The following is a 21,260-nucleotide window of genomic DNA, read 5'->3' on the forward strand; positions in this document are numbered from 1 at the left end:
CGCCGTGCTCGCCTCGCAACTGCGCAAGCCCACCCACGACAACGAGACCGGCTGACGCCCTAGTCCAGGGGAACTCGCCACGTCACCCGCGTGCCACCACCGGGTTCCTCGCCGACGGTGAGCGTTCCGTTCAGCCCGGCCGCGCGCTGTTCGAGGTTGCGCAGTCCGCTCCGCGCGACTTCCAGCGGCATCCCCCGGCCGTTGTCGACCATGGCGATGATCAACGCGTCGCCCGCCTCGACGGTCAGCGTCAGTTCCGTGGCGTGTGCGTGGCGCAGTGCGTTGCTCACGGTCTCGCGGACGACTGCCTCGGCGTGCTCGCCGATGTAGTCGGGCACCAGGCTGTCGATCGTGCCCGACATGCGGATCGCCGGGCTCAGCTCGGCGTCCTCGGTGATCTCGGCGACGATGGTGAGCAGCCTGCGCCGCAGCCCGGTGTCGCCGGAGTCCGCCTGCAGGTCGAAGATCGACGTGCGGATCTCCAGCACCGTCTGGTCCAGCTGGCTCACCGCCTTCGTCACCCGCCTGCGCGCCTCCGCGTGGGTCACCCAGGTCAACGCGCCCTGCAGGCTCATGCCGGTGGCGAACAGCCGCTGGATGACGTGGTCGTGCAGGTCACGCGCGATGCGGTCGCGATCCTCCAGCACGTCGACCAGGCGCTTGGCGCTCTGGTTCGCGGCGAACTCGATCGCGACCACCGCCTGATCGGCGAACGACGCCAGCAACGGCATCAGGTCGGCGCCGAACGGAGCGGCGTCCTTGTCCCGGACGGCGAGCAGGACACCGGTCACCGTGGTGCCGGCTCGCAGCGGCAACACCACCGCGGCGCCCGTCTTCGCGGGCAGGTCGCCCAGCTGGTCGTCCACTTCCTCGATCAACGCCGGTGCGGCCGTCTCCAGCACCTGCGCGAGCACCGGTGTGTCGGAGGAGAAGGCGTCGGGCACGGTCTCGTTGCCCGCGTACGCCGCTCTGCGGAGTTCCTTCCCATCGCGCATCAGCACCACCGCCCACGACGCCGACGCCAACTCCACGGTGCGTTGCGCGATCAACCGCAACGCGTCATCAGCCGTCGCGCCGGCGAGGAGCTGAGCGTTGATCTCCGCGGTCGCCTCCAACCACCGCTCGCGCGTCCGCGAGCGTTCGAAGAGGCGGGCGTTCTCCACCGCGACGCCGGCCGCTGCCGCCAGCGCTTCCAGCACGACCTCGTCGTCGGCGGTGAAGTCACCACCGCCGATCTTCTCGGTCATGTACAGGTTTCCGAACACCTCGTCCCGCACCCGCAGCGGAGCGCCGAGGAAACTGTGCATCGGCGGGTGGTTGGGCGGGAAGCCGACCGACGCCACATGCGCGGACAGGTCGTGCAACCGGATCGACCTCGGGTCCTTGATCAGCAGCCCGAGCAGGCCCTTGCCCTCGGGCAGGTGACCCATGTGCGCGCGGGTCTCCGGGGCGATGCCGACGTAGACGAACTGCGACAGGTTGTGCCGCGAACCGAGCACACCCAGCGCACCATAGCGGGCGCCCACGAGCTCCACGGCCGCCTGCACGATGCGCTGCAGCGTCGAGTCCAGCTCCAGCCCGGCACCGACCGCCAGCACCGCGTCGAGCAGGCTCTGCATCTTGTCCCTGGTGGACCCGATCTCAGCGAGCCGGTCGCGCATCTCGTCGAGCAGATCGTCCAGCCGCAACCCGCCCAGCAGACTGCGTGGCGGTGGGTCCTGAGGGTCGCCCATGGATCAAGCCTTTCACGGGGTCGCGGCAACACCAAGCAGTCCCGGCGAGGTCGGGACCTTCGACGGTGGGACCACCCGGCGGTTGCGCAGAAGGTGGAGCGAACAGGAGTTCCACCGGCAACACGACGGGGTGAAGGACATGGCCGAGGTGACCGCGGCGCTGGGACTGGGGCCCGAGCAGGTCGAGCGGGTGCTGAAGGCGGCCTCGCTCGCGCCGTCTGTGCACAACACCCAGCCGTGGCGCTTCCGCGTCCGGCCCGATCGCATCGAACTGCACCCGGACACCTCCCGCAGACTGGCGGCGACCGATCCCGAGGACCGTGAACTGCGGCTGTCGTGCGGCGCGGCGCTGTACAACGTGCGGCTGGCGTTGCAGGACATGGGAGTGCGCCCGCTCGTGACGATGCTGCCCGGTCAGGACGCGCCCGGCGCGCTCGCGATCGTGCGCAAGGGCGGCACGATCAAGCCCGACGACGAGAACAGGGCGCTGCTCGACGCCGTGCCCCACCGGCGCACCAACCGCCATCCGTTCCACGAGGCCCGCGTCGACTCTCGTCAGCGTCACTCCCTGGTGCGGGCGGCCGAGCTGGAACGCTCGTGGCTGCACGTGGTCACGACCCCCGAGGGCCGGGCCCAGCTCAAGCGACTCGTCCAGCGGGCGCACCAGATCCAGCTGGGCGACGGGGACGTGCAGGCGGAGCTGGCCGCCTTCACCGGCCCCCGCCCGGACGCGGCCGACGGCGTGCCACCCGCGTCGGCGGGGGTCCGGCCGGCGCCACAGGACGAGTGGACGTTCCGCGACTTCCGCGGCCCCGAACGCCACCAAGGCAAGGACTACGAGTCCGACCCGCTCGTGGTGGTGCTCTGCTCGTTCTACGACGGTCCGCTCGGCGAACTGCAGGCAGGCCAGGCACTGCAACGCGTGCTGCTCACCGCGACCACGCACGGGCTGTCCGCGTCGTTCCTGTCCCAGCCGGTCGAGGTCCGGCCCGTCCGCGACGAACTGCGGCGCTCGCTCGGCGGGATGCTCGTCCCGCAGACGGTGCTGCGCCTGGGGTTCAGCACGCCGGTCCCCGCCACGCCACGACGCCGCGTGGCCGAGCTCCTGATGGACGCCAAGGATCGCGCCGGGTGCTAGGCCACTCCATGCCCTGTCCGGATCACCACGTAGAAGCCCCCGAACGAGGAGCACGAGATGTCGAACGCCGACCTGGAGCTCGTCGACGCGTACTGGCGAGCCGCCAACTACCTGTCGGCAGGCCAGATCTACCTGATGGACAACCCACTGCTGACCGAACCCGTGGCACCGGAACACATCAAGCCCCGGCTGCTCGGCCACTGGGGCACCACGCCGGGCCTGAACTTCCTCTACGCGCACCTCAACCGGATCATCCGCGACCGTGACCTCGACATGCTGTTCGTGACCGGCCCCGGCCACGGCGGCCCCGCGTTGCTGGCCAACACGTGGCTGGAGGGCACCTACAGCGAGACGTACCCGGACGTGCCGCGCGACGCCGTGGGCATGCGAAGGCTCTTCCGGCAGTTCTCCTTCCCCGGCGGCGTGCCGAGCCACGTCGCGCCCGAGGTGCCCGGCTCCATCCACGAGGGCGGCGAGCTGGGTTACTCGCTGGCGCACGCGTTCGGCGCGGCGTTCGACAACCCCGGTCTGATCGTCGCGTGCGTGGTCGGTGACGGCGAGGCCGAAACCGGACCGCTCGCCACCAGCTGGCACGCCGGCAAGTTCCTCAACCCCCAGAGCGACGGCACGGTGCTGCCGATCCTGCACCTCAACGGCTACAAGATCGCCAACCCGAGCCTGCTCTCCCGCATCCCGCACGACGAGCTGGACGCGTTGTTGCGCGGCTACGGCTACGCGCCGTTCTACGTCGAGGGCGACGACCCGGAGGTGATGCACGCCCGCATGGCCGAGGTGCTCGACCAGGTCTTCGACGAGATCAACCGCATCAAGAGCAGCACAGACCGGCCGAGGTGGCCGATGATCGTGCTGCGCAGCCCGAAGGGCTGGACCGGTCCGTCCGAAGTGGATGGCGTGCCGGTCGAGAACACCTGGCGCGCGCACCAGGTCCCGCTGGCCGGTGTGCGGGACAACCCGGACCACCTGCGGCAGCTCGAGGAATGGCTGAAGAGCTACCGGCCAGAAGAGCTGTTCGACGCCGACGGCACGCCCCGCGCGGATCTGAACGCCCTGGTGCCCCTTGGCACGAAACGAATGGGCGCGACCCCGCACGCCAACGGCGGCCTGTTGTTGCGCGAACTGAAGATGCCCGGCATCCGCGCACACGCAGCCGAAGTCATCAAGCACGGCTCCACGCACTCCGAACCGACCAGGGTGCTCGGCCGCATGTTGCGCGACGTCATCACGCTCAACGCCGACGCGCGATCGTTCCGGATCTTCGGGCCGGACGAGACGGCGTCCAACCGGCTCGACGCCGTGTACGAGGTGACCGGAAAGCAGTGGCAGGCCGAGACTCTGCCGGTCGACGAGCACCTGGTCCACGACGGCCGCGTGATCGAGGTGCTGTCCGAACATCTCTGCCAGGGCATGCTGGAGGGCTACCTGCTCACCGGCAGACACGGGCTGTTCAACTGCTACGAGGCGTTCATCCACATCATCGACTCGATGTTCAACCAGCACGCCAAGTGGCTCAAGACCCACAAGAAGCTGGCATGGCGCAGGCCCGTCGCGTCGCTGAACTACCTGCTCAGCTCGCACGTGTGGCGCCAGGACCACAACGGCTTCTCCCACCAAGACCCCGGCTTCATCGACCACGTCATGAACAAGAAGGCCGAGGTCGTCCGCGTCTACCTGCCACCGGACACCAACACGCTGCTCTCGGTCGCGGACCACTGCCTGCGCAGCAAGGACTACGTCAACGTCATCGTGGCCGGCAAGAACGAGACACCGGACTGGCTCGACGTAGACGAGGCGATCCTGCACTGCACCCGCGGCGCGGGCATCTGGGAGTGGGCCAGCAACGACGACAGCATCGAGGAACCGGACGTCGTACTGGCCTGCGCCGGCGACGCCCCCACCGTCGAGGTGCTCGCCGCCACGAAACTCCTGCGCGAACACCTGCCGTCACTGCGAATCCGCGTGGTCAACGTCGTGGACCTGATGCGCCTGCAGCCCGACACCGAACACCCGCACGGCATGCCCGACCGCGAGTTCGACGCGCTGTTCACGGCGGATCGGCCGGTGATCTTCGCCTACCACGGCTACCCGTGGCTGATCCACCGCCTGACCTACCGCCGCACCAACCACCACAACCTGCACGTCCGCGGCTACAAAGAAGAAGGGACCACGACCACGCCGTTCGACATGCTCGTGCTCAACGACATGGACCGCTACCGCCTCGTCATCGACGTCATCGACCGCGTCCCCGGACTCGGCCCCAAAGCGGCCCGGCTGCGCCAGCACATGCAGGACCAACGCACCCGCCACCACAACTGGATCCGCGAGCACGGCGAGGACATGCCCGAGATCCGCGACTGGACCTGGCAATGAACGTGCTCGTGGTGAACGCGGGCTCTTCCAGCCTCAAGCTCCGGGTGCTCGGCGAGGACAACACAGTCCTCGCCGATACCACCGTGGAACGCTGGTCAGGAGAGATGGGCCCGCTGGAAGACTTCCTGCGCGGCGCACCGCCCGTCGACGCCGTCGGTCACCGCGTCGTGCACGGCGGCTCCGCCTTCACCACCGCCACCGCGATCGACGACGACGTGCGTGCCCAGATCGACGCTCTCATCGGGCTGGCGCCGCTGCACCAGCCCCGCGCGCTCGCCGGCATCGACGCGGCGCGCCGGTTGCTGCCCGACGTGCCGCAGGTGGCGTGCTTCGACACCGCGTTCCACACCACGATGCCCGCGTCCGCCACGACCTATGCCGTTCCCGCGTCATGGCGGCGCAAGTGGGACCTGCGCAGGTACGGGTTCCACGGCCTCTCCCACGCCTATGCGTCCCGACGAGCCGCTGAACTCGCCGGTATGCCCGGTGCCAGGGTCGTGAGCTGCCACCTCGGTTCCGGTGCGTCGCTCGCCGCTGTCGCGAATGGACGGTCAGTGGACACGACTATGGGTTTCACCCCGTTGGCGGGCCTCGTGATGGCCACCCGGAGCGGTGACGTCGACCCCGGCCTCCTGGTCTGGCTGCAGCGAGCCGGGCTGACGCTGGACGAGCTCGAGGACGGACTGGAACACCACTCCGGACTCGCCGGGCTCTCCGACATCGGCGGTGACCTGCGGGATGTGCGCCAGGCTGCGGAGAACGGTGACCAAAACGCGATTCTCGCGCTCCAAGTGTACGTGCACCGGTTACGTCAGGGCATCGCGGCGATGGCGGCTTCGTTGGGAGGGATCGACGTGCTCGTGTTCACCGGCGGTGTCGGCGAGCACGACGCCGCGTTGCGCGCGGACACCACCGCTGGGCTTGCCTTTCTCGGCACCGGTCCGAGCAGCACCGCTGTGGCGGTCGTGGTCGTCGCGGCACGAGAGGACGTCGAGATCGCCACCCAGACCCGAACGCTGCTGAAGGAAACGAGCTAGAGGAGGGATGACCGTGACCAGACCGGTGGTCGTGGGACTCGACGGATCGAAAACCGCAACACACGCAGTGCAATGGGCAGCCGAAGAGGCGGCCAGGCGCAAGACCGGACTGGTGATCACGCACTCCTGCGTGCTGGTTCCGGCGCGCACGCTCGACCTGATCGCGCCTGCCGAGTCCTACGCCGACAGTGTTCTCGACGAAGGCAGGCAGTGGCTCACCGAAGCAGCAGCGACAGCGCTGAAGGCAGGTCCTCAGATCGACGTGAAGACCGAACTGAGCGCCGGCAACGCGGCGGAACAACTCATCGGCCGTTCCGCGTCGGCCGATCTGCTGGTGGTGGGCTCACACGGCCAGGGAGGCTTTGCCGGCCTGCTAGCGGGTTCGACCGCAATCGCCGTGACTACGCACGCGCACTGCCCCGTCGTCGTGATTCGCAGTACCGAACCGGATCCGCCCTCGAGCGCTCCCGTCCTCGTAGGTGTGGACGGATCACCCGCCAGCGATGCGGCTCTGGCGTTCGCCTTCAAGGCGGCCGCACTGCGCGGTGTCGCACTGCACGCCGTGCGGACGTGGTGGGACCTCACCGCCGAAACCGCGTGGCAACGCGGTCTGACCGCAACGAACCTCGCGTCGATCGAGGCCGCGGAACAACGGCTGCTGGCCGAACAGGTCGCGGAGCATTCGGTCGCGTATCCCGATGTGCCCGTGCAGCAGCTCCTCGCGCGCGATCGCCCCGCTCGCACTCTCGTCAAGCACTCGGCGAACGCGCAGCTGGTCGTGGTCGGCACTCGAGGACGCGGTGGTTTCCGCGGTCTGTTGCTCGGATCGACCAGCCAAGCACTGATCCATCACGCACATTGCCCAGTCGGCGTAGTTCCGCTGGCACAACAGTGATTCAAACGATCGGGACGTGAAGAAGGCGAGCGCTCGATGAGCACACTCAGATCAACCAACGCGACGCGCCCGCTGCGGGCGTGGTGGACCAACGGGGTCTCGTGGTCGCTCGCCCTCGTCCTCACAGCGGCGACGCTGTACGGCCTCTTCTCCGACCGCGCATACCGGCTGGACCGCACACCACATCTCGAGTCGATGGCGCAGGACGTCCTCACGTTGGCGATCGTGCCGATCCTGATCTGGGCAGGCCGCCACAGCAGTGCTGGATCGCTGCGCGGGCACCTGCTGTGGCTCGGACTGCTCGGCTACATCGCCTACACGTACCTGATCTACGCCTTCGGCGTACCGCACAACTCAGCGTTCCTGCTCTACATCGCGGCGCTCACGCTGTCGCTCGCCGCACTCATCGACGGCATAGCGCGAATCGATGTGCGCAAAGTGCCTCTCAGCACACACGTCGGCGTCGGCTGGTTCCTGATCGTGATCGGTCTCGCGTTCGCCGGCTTGTGGCTCTCCGACATCGTGCCGACCATCGGGGGTGGTCTGCCCGGCACGCTCAACGTGGGCGAGCTGCCGTACCCGGTCTACGTCGCCGATCTGGCCTTCGCGCTACCCGCCGTCATCGCGACAGGTGTCGCACTCGTCCGCGGCCACGTGGCCGCGCCCGTCTTGGGCGCGGTCGTCCTGGTCAAGGTGCTGACCATGGGCCTCGCCATCTGGGCGATGGCGATCGCCTTGCTCGTCAACGGCCAACCGCCCAACTGGCCCGTCGCGGGATTGTTCGCCGTGATGATCACCGTGTGTGCGACCGTCCTCTGGCGAGGCGCCCGAGAACTGGGAACCCCTGCTCCCGGCTGGCTTCGTCCCTCCCTCTGGAACTGAACGAATTCCTCGACAGCGCAAGGCATTGCGCACTAGCCAGATGAGGACGTTGGTCCCTGAAATTCGAACAGCTCAGAGCGCAACGTTGAACCATGAGAACCGAACTGGCCGCGCGCGACCTCTGGCAGTCGTGGTTCCGCTGGACCACAGCAGGTGAGTTCGCGGGGTTCCTCACGCCGGCACTCGCAGGCGCGCTCAGCTCGTCCCCGCAGCTGCTCGTCCTGGCAGGAGTGGTCGAGGGCGCAGTGCTCGGCGCGGCACAAGCCGTGGTGCTGCGCCGCGTCGACCGCACCATCCCCGCACGCGGCTGGATCGGCGCCACCGCACTGGCAGCGGGATTCGCGTGGGCGATCGCGATGCTCGCGGTACACAGCGGCGACCGGCTGAACACACTCCCTCTCGCCGTCGTACTGCCCATCGCCGCTGTCGCAGGCACCGGCGTGCTGCTGTCGCTGGGAACCGCGCAATGGTTCATCCTGCGCAACCACTTCCCCAACGCCCACTTGTGGATCTGGGCCAACACCCTGGCGTGGGGCGCCGGTCTGCTGGTGTTCACCGCTGTCGCCACTCCCCTGTGGCAACCAGGCCAGTCGACCGAACTCATCGCTCTGATCGGCGCCTTGGGCGGCCTGCTGATGGCGGCCACGATGGCAGCCATCACGGGCTCGGCACTCACCCGGCTCTTGAGGAGAGCCTGACATGGGCGCCAAGGCGAAGCTGATCGCACATCCGTGGATCACCCTGTTCATCGCCGCGATCGCAGTGTCCGCGTGGGCAGGGGTCGCCGGATTGGGAACGGGAACAGTCGAACTCGGACCTGTCGTCACAGCGAGGCTGCCGTTCCACAGCAGCACCGTCGCCGCTACCGCACTGAGCTTAGTCGTCGCGCTACCGATGTCACTGGCTGCGTGGTTGTGCGGAGCAAACCGTCCACAATGGAGATTTGCGGCCGCGGGCGCAGGAGCGCTCCTCGTCGGATGGATCCTGGTCCAGGTCACGATCATTCGCACGTTCAGCTGGCTCCAGCCGGTGATGGCGTTGGCAGGACTCGCCGTTCTGGTCTGTGCGGCCACCGGGACCAAGGTCCTCACTCGGAAGCGACTTTCCTAACTGCACCCTCCCGGGCCTGAACGCGCAAGCTCAGAGGTGATCGGGACACGGACAGCCGATGCGCACTCCGGTTCCGCCCAGCACCCATCGTCGAGGAGACACCTGTGCTTTCAGCTGCTTCGGCCGCCGTGGTCCGCGCGACCCTGCCCGTCGTGCGCGACCATGCCGCCGAGATCACGGCCGAGTTCTACCCGTCGATGTTCGCCGCACACCCGGAACTGCTGAACCTCTTCAACAGCGGCAACCAGGCCAGCGGCAAGCAGCAGATCGCACTGGCATCCGCAGTGATCGCCTACGCCCAGCACCTGCTCGACGGAACACCGTTCGGCCCGATCGCGGAACGCATCGCCCACAAGCACGTCTCGCTCGGAGTTCGGCCCGACCAGTACCCGGTCGTCGGCGAACACCTCATCGGCGCCGTGGCCACCGTGCTTGGCGACGCCGTGACACCGGAGGTCGCGGCCGCATGGGACGAGGTCTACTGGTTGTTCGCGGTGTCGCTGATCGCCGCCGAGGCACGTCTGTTCCAGACCGCGGGCGTCACCCCGGACACGTTGTGGCGTCCCTGGCGCGTGGCGAAGCGCGACGACGAGGCGGTCGACACCGTGTCGTTCACCCTGGTGCCCGACGACGGCGGTCCGGTACCGACGTTCGAACCAGGCCAGTACGTGTCCATCGCGGTCGACCTGCCGGACGGACACCGGCAGCCACGCCAGTACTCACTGTCGCAGGCGCCCGGCCGCAGCGAACTGCGGATCACCGTACGACGGGTTCGCGGTGCCGATGGCGCCCCAGACGGTGCGGTGTCGAACTTCCTGCACGACCACGTGCACGCCGACGGCACCCTGCTGATCGGTCCTCCGGCAGGTGAGGTCACGGTCGAGCACGGCGACCGTCCCGTGGTGCTGATCAGCGCCGGCATCGGCATCACCCCGATGTTGTCGATGCTCGACCACATCTCCGCCGCTCAGCCGGAACGCACGATCGTCGCTGTGCACGCGGAAGACTCAGCTGAGCGGCACGCTCACCGTGCGGAGTACGCCCGCCTCGCGGGATTCCAGCACCTGACCTGGTACGAGAACGGTGACGACGACGGGCGGGCCGGCCGCATCGATGTCGACGCGATCCCGTTGCCAGCAGACGCCATCGCGTACCTGTGCGGCCCGATCCCCTTCATGCGGGACATGCGGGCAGGACTCCTGCGCCGTGGCGTGCACTCCGACGACATCAAGTACGAGGTCTTCGGACCAGGCATGCTCTAGGGAGGAGCGCACGTCATGACGGTTCTCTCATGCTCTGGCCTGAGCCGCCGGTTTGGCGAGGTCCTGGCCGTCGACGACGTGTCGTTCACCGTCGCCGAAGGCGAGACCTACGGGTTGCTCGGCCCGAACGGCGCGGGCAAGACCACCACGATCTCGATGATCACCGGTGTGCTCACGCCCGACGCGGGCGAGGTGCTCGTGGCGGGACAGCCGATGTCGACACGGGCAATCGCCGCGAAACGGCTCGTCGGCTACGTCCCGCAGGAGCTCGCGCTGTACCCGGACCTGAGCGGACGGGAGAATCTGCGGTTCTTCGCGAGCCTCTACGGTGCCAAGCGGTCTCGTGTCGACCACGTGCTCGACGTCGTGGGTCTGAGCGAACGCGCCAATGATCTGGCACGCGAGTACTCAGGTGGGATGAAGCGGCGGCTCAACGTGGCCATCGGGCTGCTGCACGAGCCGAAGCTGCTGGTGCTCGACGAGCCGACCGCCGGCGTCGATCCGCAGAGCCGCAACCAGATCATGGACAACGTGCGCGCGCTCGCCGCGGACGGCATGGCGATCCTCTACACCACGCACTACATGGAGGAGGCCGAGCGGCTCTGCGACCGCGTCGGCATCGTCGACGCGGGTCGTCTTGTCGCTGAGGGCACGCAACGCGAACTGGTCGAGCGGCTGGGCGAACGGGACCGGATCTCGTTGCTCCTGGACGGAGACCTCTCGCACGCCGCCACCTTGCTCGGTGCGGTTCAGCACGTCCGCCAGGTGGCCACGCACGGACAGGGCATCGAGCTTGTGGTCGACGACGCGCGCGAATGCCTGCCCGTGGTGCTGGCGGCGATCTCGTCCGACGGCGTCGTGGTGCGGTCCGTCGAGGTGACCGAACCCGACCTCGAGACCGTTTTCCTGCACCTCACCGGCAAAGCGCTGCGGGAGTGACCATGCGCCACGCACTGCTGATCGCCGCGCGAGACCTACGCGAACGGGCACGAGACCGGACGGCCTACGTCCTCGCTCTCGTTCTCCCGCTGGGGCTCGCCGGCATCTTCACGCTCATCCTGGGCAACGTCGGCGGCAACAGCGAGTTGTTCCGCTACGCCGTGGTGGACTCCGACCGTGGTCTGATCGCCCAGACCTTCACCGGCGAGGTCCTTCGGGGTGCCACCGACTCCGGAGCGATCGAGATCCGGACGGTGTCCTCCGACCAGGAGGCCCGCTCGCTGGTGGACAAAGGTGAGGCGACGGCAGCGTTCCTCTTGCCTGCCAGCCTGACCGAGGACGTGCTCGCGGGCCGTGCCGCGCGGATCGAGGTCGTCGGCGATGTTGACGCGCCCACCGGCACTCAGGTGGCGCGGTCACTGGCGCAGGCTTACATGGACCGACTCACCGCAGCGCGCCAGGCCGTCGCCACGACCCTCCACTCCGGAGTGATCGCGTCGCCTGAAGCACTTGCCGCCGAGGCCGCCGCTTCCCTGCCACGCGTGGCCATCACGCAGGACACCACGACCGTCAGGCAGCTGGACGCGAAGACCGGCTATGCCGCAGGTATGGCGGTGTTCTTCTTGTTCTTCGCTGTGCAGCTGGGCGTGACCGGCCTGCTGGAGGAACGCCGCCTCGGCACGATGGCGCGGTTGCTCGCGGCACCGGTACGGCGGTCGTCGATCCTCGCGGGCAAACTGCTGACCAGTGTGGCGATCGGCGTGCTGAGCATGACCGTGCTGATCGTGGCGAGCTCGTTCTTGATGGGTGCGCGCTGGGGAAATCCCGTGGGCGTGGCTCTGCTCGTGGTCTCCGGTGTGCTCGCCGCGACCGGGGCGATGGCGGTGGTCGCGGCGATGGCGAAGACCGCGGACCAGGCCGGTGGCTGGCAGGCGGTCGTCGCGATCGTGCTCGGCTCGCTGGGCGGCGCGTTCTTCCCGGTGGCACAAGCAGGAGGGGTCCTGGAGACCCTCAGTCTGGTGGCACCGCACCGGTGGTTCCTCCGCGGCCTCGCCGACCTTGCGGGCGGCGACGTCACGGCCGTGTTCCCATCGGTCGCTGCCATGACCGCGTTCGCCGCGGTCACGTGCGCGACCGCCGTGTTGCTGTTCCGGAAGGCGGTGCAGACGTGAAGGTCTGGTCGATCGCCTGGATCAACCTCCGGCGCGCTCTGCGTGACCGCACCGGGCTGTTCTTCCTCGTAGCGCTGCCTTTGCTGCTGGTGTTCATCATCGGCGCCGCCTTCGGCGGTGCGAGCACGCCGGTGCTCGGCGTGGTCGGCCAGGCCGGCGCGCTGAGCACGGAGTCCGGGATCCGGGTCAGGGACTTCGCGAACGAGGCTTCTTTGCGCACCGCGGTGGAACACGGCGAGGTCAGCGCCGGCCTCATCCGCACCGCGGAGGAGACGCCCCGGCTGCTGGTGCGTCCCGACCGCACCGGGCAGCAGTTGCAGATGCTCGTCACCACCGTGCTGACGCGAGAAGCCAACCGGCTCGCGGTGGGCGAGTTCGTCTCCTCGCACACCGGGCTCGACCGCAGCTCTGCACTGTCCTTCGTGGACTCGACCCGCGTGGAACCGGTCGACGTGAGCGTGACGACGACCGGCGAGGCGCTGTTCCCCGAGGGCTACTCGGGATTCGACCTGGGCGCGGCCAGCCAGCTGATCGTGTTCACCTTCCTCAACGCGCTCACCGCGGCGGCCGCCCTGGTCGAGACCCGCACACTCGGTGTCACCCGGCGCATGCTCGCCACTCCCACCCCAGCGCGGACGATCATCGCGGGCGAGGCGCTCGGCCGCGTGGCGATCGCGTTGCTGCAGGGCCTCATCGTGATCATCGGTTCGGCGTTGCTGTTCGGTGTGCGGTGGGGCGACCCGATCGGGGCCGCCGCACTCCTGTGCGCGTTCGCGCTCGTGTCCGGCGGGGCCGGGCTGCTCCTCGGGGCGCTGTGCCGCACGCAGCAGCAGTCCACGGGCGCGGGCATCCTGCTCGGGCTGGGCCTCGCCGCGTTCGGCGGGTGCATGGTGCCGATCGAGTTCTTCAGCCCGACCCTGCGCACGGTCGCGTTCGCCACCCCGCACGGCTGGGCGAACGACGCGTTCGCCGTGCTGACGCGGCACGGCGGCAACCTGCTCAACGTGCTGCCGCACCTGGGTGTGCTGCTGGGGTTCGCGGTAGTGCTGTTCACGCTCGGCGCGTGGAGGCTGCGCCGCGCCGTGACGACATGAAGTTCAGTTTCCGGCGACGGACGGTTCCCTTGCGGCGCTGAGCAAAGCGGCCAAAGCATCCTGAACCGCGGTCGCGAGCACGTCGACATCGGGAGTGCTGTCGCGGTCAGCGGTGATGCCGACCGCCAGCCGGTCGGTGTAGGACAGGACGGCGATCCCGGTCCGGATCCGGACGGCGATCGGAACGTAGGGCAGGATCTCGAGGATCCGGCGTCCGAGCACCCGCAACGGCTTCCGCGGGCCGGGCACGTTCGTGGTGACCGTGACGATGCTGCGCTGCGGCAACCCGGCACCGAGACGAACACCCCAGGCCAGCGGTGCGAACGGCTCGTGTCGCGCGAGCTCGGTCAGCGCGTGCCCGGTCTCCGCCTCATGCCCCTTCTTGAGTGAGGCGAACCGCTCATGCACCATGCGCAGCGCCTCGACCGCGCTCTCCAACTCGACCGGCAGGAACCCCAGCCGCAGGCTGACCTGGTTGTCCAGCCGCCGATCACCGCGCACCGACACCGGAACCATCGTTCGCACGCTGTCCCGCGCTGGATGTTCACCACGCTCCAGCATGACCGCCCGGTAGGCCTGGCTGACCACGGCCAGCACGACGTCGTTCACCGTGACGCCGAACGCATGGGCCACTTCCTTCACCTCAGGCAAGGACGCACGCACGACGCGGTAGAGCCTGGGGGACCCGATGTGGCCGGACAGCGATGAGGGGCGCACCGGCAACAAGGACCACGCGAAGGACGCCAAGCCGCCGGCGATCGCCAGCGGCGCCCGCACGAGGTTGCCCAGCAACGACAACAAGCTCATCTCGTGACCACTGGTCGCAGGTTCCGGCACGGGCGCATCGCCGTACATGACGTCGTAGAGCATCGTGCCGCTCAAGCCATCGGCCATGCAGTGGTGCAGCTTCGTCAGCACAGCCCACCGGCCGCCTTCGAGACCTTCAACGACCCAGCTCTCCCACAGCGGCCGGTCGCGATCCAGGCGCTGACCCATGATCCGCGCGACCAGCGCGCACAACTCCGCATCGCCTCCCGGCGCGGGCAAAGCCGTCCGGCGCACGTGATAGGTGAGGTCGAAGGACGGATCGTCCTGCCAGACGGGTGTGCTCAGATCCAGCGTGGCGCGCACGACCTTCTGCCGGACTCGCGGCAACACCGGCAACTTCGTCCTCATCAGTGCGAGGAACTCGTCGTGACTCGGCGCCGGCCCCTCGGCCACCGCCACCGAGGCGATCGCGAGCGACGCGTGCGGGTCGGCGTCCTCCAGTTCGAGGAACGCGGCGTCCAACGGGCTGAGCTCGTCCATCCACCCAGTGCAGCACCGGAAGTGCCGCCAGCACACGGCCCGGTGTCCCGCTGTCACCGAGCACTTCGGCCCTGCCCGTGACGCGATGGAACCCGCATCGTCATTGACGTCCTGAGCCGCGGAGGCGTCGACGAGCTCACGAAGAATCCCGACCTGGCGCAGACTCGCGTGTGGGGTGCCAAACATGGCTCAAACGGTCTTGACCTGCAGATCAAGCGGCTGCAGGTTCGTACTCGTTGATCAAGCCGCCGAGCACGCGCCGACGACGTACGGATTTGCAACCTGGGTCTCCGGTCGGATGATCGGTCGTGGCGCGGTGTGCTGCAGCGCTCGGTGTGGTCGCCGGTGGTTGTAGTGGGAGACGTAGCGGTTCAGCGCTGACTTCAGGTGACGCTCATTGATGATCAGCAGTCGGTCGGTGAGCTCTCGTCGAACAGTGCCGACAAAGCGTTCCGCGTAGCAGTTGGCCCGCGGACGTCGCGGTGGGATCTTCACAACGTCGATGCCGGCGTCCGCGAGAACGGAATCGAACGACACCGTGAACTGACCAGCCCTGTCACGAACCAGAAACCGAAACTTGTCGGCCGGCCGTCCAGCTCCACGGGGAAGTTGCGGGCCTGCTCGTCGACCAGTCCGGCGACGGTGAGAAGCCTGGTTGGCGCCTGGCGTCCGTGCACGCCGCCACCGATCTCGATGGCACGCCACCGACTGCGGGGATCGAGTCGGTCACCGGCTGTGCTTGAGGAAATGACGAGTCATGTCGAACATCGAACTCGTCGCGGCCGTCGCCCTCGGCGTGGCGATCGCAGTTGTATGTCCAACGCTGTACCGGTACGTGCGCAAGCAGTTTCCTCCGGAAGCCGACGGCGCGTTGCTGCCCACCTGGATGACTGCTGCGCTGACGAAGTACGGTGCGCTGTTCGTCTTCAGCTTGCTGACCGCGGTGGTATTGATCGGGGTCTACCGCACGGCGAATCCGGACACCGTGTTCGGCTTTGGGGAGGCCGTAGCTCTGGGGTTCGGCTTCGAGGCCAGTCTGGAGAAGTTCGTCTTCCCGAAGACCGACAGCGGGTCACGAGCCGCCAGTGACTCTTCTGCGGCCGCTCCGCGCCGAGTCGGCCCGACCGAACTGGGGAAGTGACGTCCCTGGCGATGGTCAGTGGTGGCCAAGGCGTTGGTCGTGACTGACCAGCCCTGGTGTTGGGAACCGTTGTGGCCAGATCGCCAAACGCAGCTCCGCCCTGCTCGTGCGTGGCGTCCTCGAACGCGACCATGGCTCGGTCGACCTTCCCGCGGACCGGCTCGGCCAGCTCACCCTGAGATGACAGCGTCAACCCGTCGAGATGACCATGTCATCAGCTTGCGCCGCGCACCCACCGTCCGGACTGCACCACGGCCATCGGCGGGGTGCCGACAGGCCCCGGCCCCAGCAGCAGAAAGTCGGCCGGTCCGCCCACGCGCAACTCCCCCGCACCCGGTCGTCCGCCCGGGATCAGGCGTGCCGGGTTCCTGGTCGCGAGGTTCAGGGCCGCGGCCGGGGTGAGCGAGGTGTTCGCGGCGACGTTGCGGACACCGTCCAGCAGGGTCGCCGCGGCTCCCGCGAGCAGATCGCTCCCTACTTCCGACAGGCGCAGGTGTGCGTTCAGCTCCACCTCCGCGCCCACAGCGGTGCGGTAGCGGCCCGCTGGCCGGCCGCCTATCTCGGTCGTGTCCGAGACGAGGAAGGCGCGGCCCGGTCCCTTCGCGCGGAGCATCACCTCCAGCGTGTCGAACGGCAGGTGGTGGCCGTCCGCGATGAGACCCGCGCTCAACCGGTTGTCGGCCAGCTGCCGCCAGATCACGTTGGGGTGCCGGGGAAGTGTCGTGGAGATCCCGTTGCCCAGGTGTGTGGAGAGGGTGGCGCCCCCGTCCACGGCCGCCGTCACCTCGTCCGGGGTGGCGTGCGTGTGTCCTATCGCGACGGTTATGCCGCTGGCCACGATTTCGCGCACCAGCGTGGGAGTTCCCTCGCCGTGCGGGGAGATCGTGACGATGCCGACGGGGCCCGCCCGCTGCCAGCGGGCTACCTCGGCGGGGTCGAGCGGGCGCACGAACGTCGGGTCGTGCACGCCCCGCGCTCCCTGCCGGTCGGAGATGAACGGGCCTTCCACGTGCGTGGTCGGTACAGCGCGGGCGACCACGGGATCAGCGTCGCGGGCTTGGGCGACACACCGCAGGGCGTGGGTGATGCGGTCCTCGCTCGCCGTGATGATGGTCGGCAACCACGTGGTGACGCCGTGCGACGCGAGCAGGTGCGACAGCCCGACGATGGTGTCCGGCGTTACGGTCTCGGCGTTCACGTCGAGGCCGTTGTAGCCGTTGACCTGGAGGTCGACCAGACCCGGTGCCAGCAGCGGCAGGTCGGACTCGGTGTCGATCGGGCTGATCGACGTGATGACGTCGTCCCGCCAGGACACCCGCACGGCACCGGTGGCGGTGCGGCCGGCCACTTCGGACGGTTTCACAGCTGCGGCACCCTTCCCCTGACCCGCTCGGCGGCCCGTGCGTTGTGCGCGTCGCCTCCATCGGTGTAGCTGGACCTCCACACGGTCGTCCCCGGTGCCCGTTCGACCGCGGCGGCGAACACCGCGTGCAGCACGAACGAGTTCAGCACCGTCGACACACCACCCATCTCAACACCAGGTGCCGCGCAGAGCACGACGTCACCGGGCGGAACGTGCGTGTCGATGTGCACGTCGGCGTGAGAAGGCAGATCACCCGCACGGGCCGGGTGGCCCGACGGCAGTCCCGACGCAGCTGCCCGCGACGACAGCGCGATCACCCGCGCGCCCTGTGCCCGGGCCGTCGCGGCCGCACTGACGCAGGCCGCGTTGACACCGAACGCGTTCACGACGACGAGCAGGTCACCCTCGGCCAGACCGGCCACGACCGACGCACGGCCACGCTCGCGTTCGGTCGCGGTCGAGCTCAGCGCACCACCGAGCAACGACGTGCCGGGGTCGACGAGCGGGGCGATGTTCACCGGGCAGCCGGCACGGTAGAAGACGTCCTGGACGGCCAGGGCGGAGTGTCCGCCGGGGCCGTGGACGTGCACCAGGCCGTCACGGCGCAGTTGCTCGGCGACGAGCGCGGCCGCTGCCGCGATCGACTCCGCCTCATCCTGGACGATCGCGTCAACGGCCGCGCACAACCGGTCCGCGTACGTCCGCAGGAGCGGGGTCATCGCGGATCGGATTCCGCGTCGACGTACAGGATCACGTCCGGGTGCGTGCGCAGGGCCGTACCGGGGTGCATTGGGCCGATCGGCTCGTGCAGCGTCTGCCCCACCGCCGCCCGCTTGGCCCGGCCCGGCACGGAGGCGATCACGACGCCCGCGTTGAGCAGCCTCGGGATCGTCACGGTGACAGCGGTCGCGGGGACGTCGCCGAACGTCGCGAAGTGCCCCTCCTGGACCTGCTGCGTGCGGCTGGTCTCGTCCAAGGTGACGACGCGGGCACCACGTGGGTCGTCGAAGTCCGCGGGCGGGTCGTTGAACGCCAGGTGCCCGTTCACGCCCAGGCCCAGCAGCACGAGGTCGAACGGCTCGTCGCCCAGCAGCGCCTCGTACCGCGCTGCCTCGGCCTCCGCGTCACCGGACGGGTCGATCGCGTGCAACACCGCGCCGGGCAGGTGCCGCACGAAGTTCGTCGTCAACCACGTCGCGAAACCCTGCGGCGCGCCCGGAGGCAGCCCGACGTACTCGTCCATGTGGAACAGCTCGACACGGGTCCAGTCGACGTCCTCCCTGGCGAGCGCGGCCAGGGTCGCGCTCTGGCTGGGCGCCGCCGCGAGCATCACCCGTGCCGTGGCACGCTCCGCGAGAACGTCGCGCAGCACCCGGCCCGCGTGGGCGCCGGCGCGCTCGCCCATCTCCTCGCGCGTCGGCGCGCCGACGACCGTCATCGAACTCTCGGCCCTGATGGGCATGGACCCTCCGTGTGGTAGCAATGGCACGTGGACTTGTGCAAACGTTTGAACACCAGCGCGCGGCTGGCGATCGTCGGGCTCGACAGCTCACGTCCCGCGCGGCTGCGGGCATTCCTCGGCGACTCGGTGCCGCTGGTCGAGCCGCTGGACGCGGGCGGACTGGCCGGGCAGGTCGACGCGGTGCTGCTGTGCACGCGGGACGGCCGTGAGCACGCGGCGCAGGCGTTGCCGCTGCTCAGGGCGGGTATCTCGGTGTGGGTCGACAAGCCGCTGGCCACCCGCGAGGACGACGCGCGGGCCATGGTCGACGCGGCCCGGACCGCCGGAGTGGTGCTCGCCTGCCGTTCCGGCCTGCGCGACGCGACCGCGACACGCGAGACCGCGGGGTGGCTGCGCAGCCAGGAAGGACCGGTGGTCGTCACGATCGAGGGCCCGGCCGACCCGGACAGCCCATACGGAGGACTCGCGCACTACGGCATCCACCACGTCGAACTGGCCTGCGAGATCGCCGTACGACCGTTGGCCGTGCACAGCACCCGCGGCACCAAGGCCCGGCTCACCGGCGAGAGCCTGGCCATCGACCTGGTCTTCCGCCGCGACGCCGCCGGCTTCAGCATCACCGCCGACCGGAAACGCCAGGTCGAGACCCCCGCCACCTACCTGGAGGACCAGGTCGCCGACTTCCTCCACGCCGTGGAGCGAGGACTCGGCACCAGTGACCCGGAGGAGCTCGTCGGGCCGGTCCGGTTGCTCGAACGCCTCCTGGGCTGACCTCATCGCAGCACCTCGGCCACGGCCGCGACGGCGGCGCGCGAAACGATCCCGAACGCGTCGACCGCCGGCACGCTGACCGAGGGTCCGGACACTCGCAGGTCTGCGGCCGCACAGGTGGAGTTGACCACCGCCACGACGTCTTGACCAGCGGCGCGAGCACTGCGGACGGCCTGGGCGAACGCCTCGGAGTCGCGTCCGCCGTCCACGGGCAGCGGGCAGGTCACCGCCACGACCGCGACTCCTGGCCGGGTCAGCGCGCCGGGCTCCTCCGGCGGAGCCGCGACGTGAGCGGCATCCAGCCGGACGGCCACCTGTGCCGCCAGCTCGCTGTCCCCCACCACCACGACCGGCCCTGCAAGTCGGCTGGCCTGCGCGTTCACCGTTCGCGCCCGCTCGGGGTCCTCCCAGTCCGCACCGGCGTCGAGCGAGCGGCAGAGGTCGAGGTCGATGCCGTGCCCGCGGTGCAGGCTGAGCCACGTCCGGGCGTGCAGCAGCCGCGTCACGGACCGGTCGAGCTCGTCGTGGTCCAGCACGCCGGCCGACAGCGCCTCTTCCAGCACGTCCAGCAGGGCGGGCACCTCCGCCGCCGGGCACTTCACGTTGGCCACGTCCGCCCCCGCCGCCAGCGCCATCACCGCGGCGTCGGCGGTGTTCCAGCGCCCCGCGATCGCCCCCATCCGCAGCGAGTCCGTGACGATCAGCCCGTCGAAGCCCAGGTCCTCGCGCAGCCACACCCGGTTGACCAGCGCAGACAGGCTCGCCGGACCGTCCACGCCGAGCGCGGGCAGGGCCACGTGCGCCACCATGACCGACGCGACCCCGGCGGCCACGGCGTCGCGGAACGGCGGCAGGTGCAGCCGTTCGTGGTCCTCGCGGGTCCTCGCCAGCACGGAGGACTCGGAGTGGGTGTCCTGCGCGCTGTCCCCGTGTCCCGGGTAGTGCTTCGCGGTCGCCAGCAGGCCGCCCGACTGGTAGCCCCGCACCTGGGCGGCACCGAGCTGACCGGCGCGTTCGGCGTCGACGCCGAACGCCCGCACGCCGAGGATCGGGTCGTCCGGGTTCGTCAGGACGTCGACGCACGGGCTGAACGTCCAGTGAAACCCGACCGCCCGCGCCTCCCGCGCCGCGGCCTCCGCCACGCGCCGGGCGAGTTCCGCTGATCCGCTGAACCCGACACCACGCGGATACGGGAAGTCCGTGCCGCCTCCTCCGAGCGTGTAGCCGATGCCGGACTCGAGGTTGGCTCCCACGAGCACGGGCGGAACGCCCAGCTCAGCGCACAGGTCGCCGACCTCGGCGTGGTAGCGGCCCGCGCCGGACACCGAGATCGAGGTCAGGCCGTGCAGCACGCCCACACCGGCGGCGAGCGCGCCCCGCACCGCGTCGTCGGGACAGCCTTCGCCGGTCTGACCGGGCAGGACGACGAGCCGTTGGGCGAGCTTCTGCCGAGGTGTGAGCTTCCCGAGCCACCGGTCGACCCACGTCTCCGCTTCGTCGCCGAGCGGATCGGCGGCAGGGGCTTGACGATTGCCAGAACGCATATCTAGTTTCTATCAAACGTT

Annotated in this window: 20 protein-coding genes; 13 read left to right on the forward strand and 7 right to left on the reverse strand. The window is 69.3% G+C overall.

Features of this window, described 5'->3' with window-relative positions:
- Positions 1-59 precede the first annotated feature (59 nt).
- On the reverse strand, positions 60-1,733 hold the full coding sequence (locus ACIQF0_RS45940) for a GAF domain-containing protein (protein ID WP_401041121.1): 1,674 nt from the start codon (positions 1,731-1,733) through the stop codon (positions 60-62).
- 139 nt (positions 1,734-1,872) lie between these two features.
- On the opposite strand from ACIQF0_RS45940, the gene ACIQF0_RS45945 reads away from it, so the two are divergent.
- The 11 genes from ACIQF0_RS45945 (at position 1,873) to ACIQF0_RS45995 (ending at position 13,650) form a co-directional block, all read left to right on the forward strand.
- Positions 1,873-2,871 carry an Acg family FMN-binding oxidoreductase gene (locus ACIQF0_RS45945; RefSeq protein ID WP_401041122.1) on the forward strand — a complete coding sequence of 333 codons (999 nt, stop codon included), beginning with the start codon at positions 1,873-1,875 and terminating at the stop codon, positions 2,869-2,871.
- A 57-nt stretch (positions 2,872-2,928) separates the two neighbouring features.
- Positions 2,929-5,259 (forward strand): phosphoketolase, encoded by a 2,331-nt coding sequence (locus tag ACIQF0_RS45950; protein WP_401041124.1) that lies wholly within the window; start codon positions 2,929-2,931, stop codon positions 5,257-5,259.
- A complete protein-coding gene (locus ACIQF0_RS45955) occupies positions 5,256-6,296 on the forward strand; it encodes an acetate/propionate family kinase (protein WP_401041125.1) in 1,041 nt (346 codons plus the stop codon). The genes ACIQF0_RS45950 and ACIQF0_RS45955 overlap by 4 nt, the downstream gene beginning before the upstream one ends.
- Before the next feature lie 7 nt (positions 6,297-6,303).
- Positions 6,304-7,191 (forward strand): universal stress protein, encoded by an 888-nt coding sequence (locus ACIQF0_RS45960; RefSeq protein WP_401041127.1) that lies wholly within the window; start codon positions 6,304-6,306, stop codon positions 7,189-7,191.
- Between the two features lie 36 nt (positions 7,192-7,227).
- Complete coding sequence (locus tag ACIQF0_RS45965) at positions 7,228-8,073, forward strand: hypothetical protein (protein WP_401041129.1); 846 nt, start codon at positions 7,228-7,230, stop codon at positions 8,071-8,073.
- A 92-nt stretch (positions 8,074-8,165) separates the two neighbouring features.
- Positions 8,166-8,771 (forward strand): hypothetical protein, encoded by a 606-nt coding sequence (locus tag ACIQF0_RS45970; protein ID WP_401041131.1) that lies wholly within the window; start codon positions 8,166-8,168, stop codon positions 8,769-8,771.
- A 1-nt stretch (position 8,772) separates the two neighbouring features.
- Positions 8,773-9,183: a hypothetical protein gene (locus tag ACIQF0_RS45975; RefSeq protein WP_401041132.1), complete on the forward strand. Its 411-nt coding sequence runs from the start codon at positions 8,773-8,775 to the stop codon at positions 9,181-9,183.
- Positions 9,184-9,287: 104 nt separating this feature from the next.
- Positions 9,288-10,445, forward strand: a complete 1,158-nt coding sequence (locus tag ACIQF0_RS45980) for a globin domain-containing protein (protein ID WP_401041133.1) — start codon at positions 9,288-9,290, stop codon at positions 10,443-10,445.
- Between the two features lie 15 nt (positions 10,446-10,460).
- On the forward strand, positions 10,461-11,384 hold the full coding sequence (locus tag ACIQF0_RS45985; protein WP_401041135.1) for an ATP-binding cassette domain-containing protein: 924 nt from the start codon (positions 10,461-10,463) through the stop codon (positions 11,382-11,384).
- A 2-nt stretch (positions 11,385-11,386) separates the two neighbouring features.
- Positions 11,387-12,556, forward strand: a complete 1,170-nt coding sequence (locus ACIQF0_RS45990) for an ABC transporter permease (protein WP_401041137.1) — start codon at positions 11,387-11,389, stop codon at positions 12,554-12,556.
- Positions 12,553-13,650: an ABC transporter permease gene (locus tag ACIQF0_RS45995; protein ID WP_401041139.1), complete on the forward strand. Its 1,098-nt coding sequence runs from the start codon at positions 12,553-12,555 to the stop codon at positions 13,648-13,650. Before ACIQF0_RS45990 ends, ACIQF0_RS45995 begins: the two co-directional genes overlap by 4 nt.
- A 3-nt stretch (positions 13,651-13,653) precedes the next feature.
- Here the strand turns inward: ACIQF0_RS45995 and ACIQF0_RS46000 are convergent, their stop codons facing one another.
- Together ACIQF0_RS46000 and ACIQF0_RS46005 are read right to left on the reverse strand one after the other, a co-directional pair.
- Positions 13,654-14,958, reverse strand: coding sequence for a wax ester/triacylglycerol synthase family O-acyltransferase (locus tag ACIQF0_RS46000; RefSeq protein WP_401041140.1), 1,305 nt, complete (start codon positions 14,956-14,958; stop codon positions 13,654-13,656).
- A 240-nt stretch (positions 14,959-15,198) separates the two neighbouring features.
- Positions 15,199-15,663 carry an integrase core domain-containing protein gene (locus ACIQF0_RS46005; protein ID WP_401041142.1) on the reverse strand — a complete coding sequence of 155 codons (465 nt, stop codon included), beginning with the start codon at positions 15,661-15,663 and terminating at the stop codon, positions 15,199-15,201.
- 52 nt (positions 15,664-15,715) lie between these two features.
- Here ACIQF0_RS46005 and ACIQF0_RS46010 point away from each other — a divergent pair, with 52 nt between their 5' ends.
- Positions 15,716-16,099 carry a hypothetical protein gene (locus ACIQF0_RS46010; protein WP_401041144.1) on the forward strand — a complete coding sequence of 128 codons (384 nt, stop codon included), beginning with the start codon at positions 15,716-15,718 and terminating at the stop codon, positions 16,097-16,099.
- Positions 16,100-16,313: 214 nt separating this feature from the next.
- Here the strand turns inward: ACIQF0_RS46010 and ACIQF0_RS46015 are convergent, their stop codons facing one another.
- The 3 genes from ACIQF0_RS46015 to ACIQF0_RS46025 are packed head-to-tail and all read right to left on the reverse strand — an operon-like array spanning position 16,314 to position 18,924.
- The gene (locus tag ACIQF0_RS46015) at positions 16,314-17,462 is read right to left on the reverse strand and encodes an N-acetylglucosamine-6-phosphate deacetylase (RefSeq protein ID WP_401041146.1); all 1,149 of its coding nucleotides are present in this window, start codon (positions 17,460-17,462) and stop codon (positions 16,314-16,316) included.
- On the reverse strand, positions 17,459-18,181 hold the full coding sequence (locus tag ACIQF0_RS46020; RefSeq protein ID WP_401041148.1) for a sugar isomerase domain-containing protein: 723 nt from the start codon (positions 18,179-18,181) through the stop codon (positions 17,459-17,461). Before ACIQF0_RS46020 ends, ACIQF0_RS46015 begins: the two co-directional genes overlap by 4 nt.
- Complete coding sequence (locus ACIQF0_RS46025; protein ID WP_401041150.1) at positions 18,178-18,924, reverse strand: 6-phosphogluconolactonase; 747 nt, start codon at positions 18,922-18,924, stop codon at positions 18,178-18,180. Before ACIQF0_RS46025 ends, ACIQF0_RS46020 begins: the two co-directional genes overlap by 4 nt.
- A gap of 27 nt (positions 18,925-18,951) precedes the next feature.
- Between ACIQF0_RS46025 and ACIQF0_RS46030 the strand changes: the two genes are divergently transcribed.
- Positions 18,952-19,695 (forward strand): Gfo/Idh/MocA family oxidoreductase, encoded by a 744-nt coding sequence (locus ACIQF0_RS46030; protein ID WP_401041151.1) that lies wholly within the window; start codon positions 18,952-18,954, stop codon positions 19,693-19,695.
- A 2-nt stretch (positions 19,696-19,697) separates the two neighbouring features.
- Here the strand turns inward: ACIQF0_RS46030 and ACIQF0_RS46035 are convergent, their stop codons facing one another.
- Positions 19,698-21,239, reverse strand: coding sequence for a glycoside hydrolase family 3 N-terminal domain-containing protein (locus ACIQF0_RS46035; protein ID WP_401041153.1), 1,542 nt, complete (start codon positions 21,237-21,239; stop codon positions 19,698-19,700).
- Positions 21,240-21,260 lie beyond the last annotated feature (21 nt).

It is taken from the genome of Lentzea sp. NPDC092896, assembly GCF_044754905.1.
GTDB lineage: Bacteria > Actinomycetota > Actinomycetes > Mycobacteriales > Pseudonocardiaceae > Lentzea.

Bases quoted from the DNA above. Each gene is read 5' to 3' on its own strand.
- ACIQF0_RS46020 (WP_401041148.1), bottom strand. From the start codon at position 18,181: ATGACCCCGCTCCTGCGGACGTACGCGGACCGGTTGTGCGCGGCCGTT.
- ACIQF0_RS46000 (WP_401041140.1), bottom strand. From the start codon at position 14,958: ATGGACGAGCTCAGCCCGTTGGACGCCGCGTTCCTCGAACTGGAGGAC.
- ACIQF0_RS45945 (WP_401041122.1), top strand. From the start codon at position 1,873: ATGGCCGAGGTGACCGCGGCGCTGGGACTGGGGCCCGAGCAGGTCGAG.
- ACIQF0_RS45990 (WP_401041137.1), top strand. From the start codon at position 11,387: ATGCGCCACGCACTGCTGATCGCCGCGCGAGACCTACGCGAACGGGCA.
- ACIQF0_RS45955 (WP_401041125.1), top strand. From the start codon at position 5,256: ATGAACGTGCTCGTGGTGAACGCGGGCTCTTCCAGCCTCAAGCTCCGG.
- ACIQF0_RS46035 (WP_401041153.1), bottom strand. From the start codon at position 21,239: ATGCGTTCTGGCAATCGTCAAGCCCCTGCCGCCGATCCGCTCGGCGAC.
- ACIQF0_RS45970 (WP_401041131.1), top strand. From the start codon at position 8,166: ATGAGAACCGAACTGGCCGCGCGCGACCTCTGGCAGTCGTGGTTCCGC.
- ACIQF0_RS45960 (WP_401041127.1), top strand. From the start codon at position 6,304: ATGACCGTGACCAGACCGGTGGTCGTGGGACTCGACGGATCGAAAACC.
- ACIQF0_RS45950 (WP_401041124.1), top strand. From the start codon at position 2,929: ATGTCGAACGCCGACCTGGAGCTCGTCGACGCGTACTGGCGAGCCGCC.
- ACIQF0_RS45975 (WP_401041132.1), top strand. From the start codon at position 8,773: ATGGGCGCCAAGGCGAAGCTGATCGCACATCCGTGGATCACCCTGTTC.
- ACIQF0_RS45985 (WP_401041135.1), top strand. From the start codon at position 10,461: ATGACGGTTCTCTCATGCTCTGGCCTGAGCCGCCGGTTTGGCGAGGTC.
- ACIQF0_RS46025 (WP_401041150.1), bottom strand. From the start codon at position 18,924: ATGCCCATCAGGGCCGAGAGTTCGATGACGGTCGTCGGCGCGCCGACG.
- ACIQF0_RS45940 (WP_401041121.1), bottom strand. From the start codon at position 1,733: ATGGGCGACCCTCAGGACCCACCGCCACGCAGTCTGCTGGGCGGGTTG.
- ACIQF0_RS46010 (WP_401041144.1), top strand. From the start codon at position 15,716: ATGTCGAACATCGAACTCGTCGCGGCCGTCGCCCTCGGCGTGGCGATC.
- ACIQF0_RS45965 (WP_401041129.1), top strand. From the start codon at position 7,228: ATGAGCACACTCAGATCAACCAACGCGACGCGCCCGCTGCGGGCGTGG.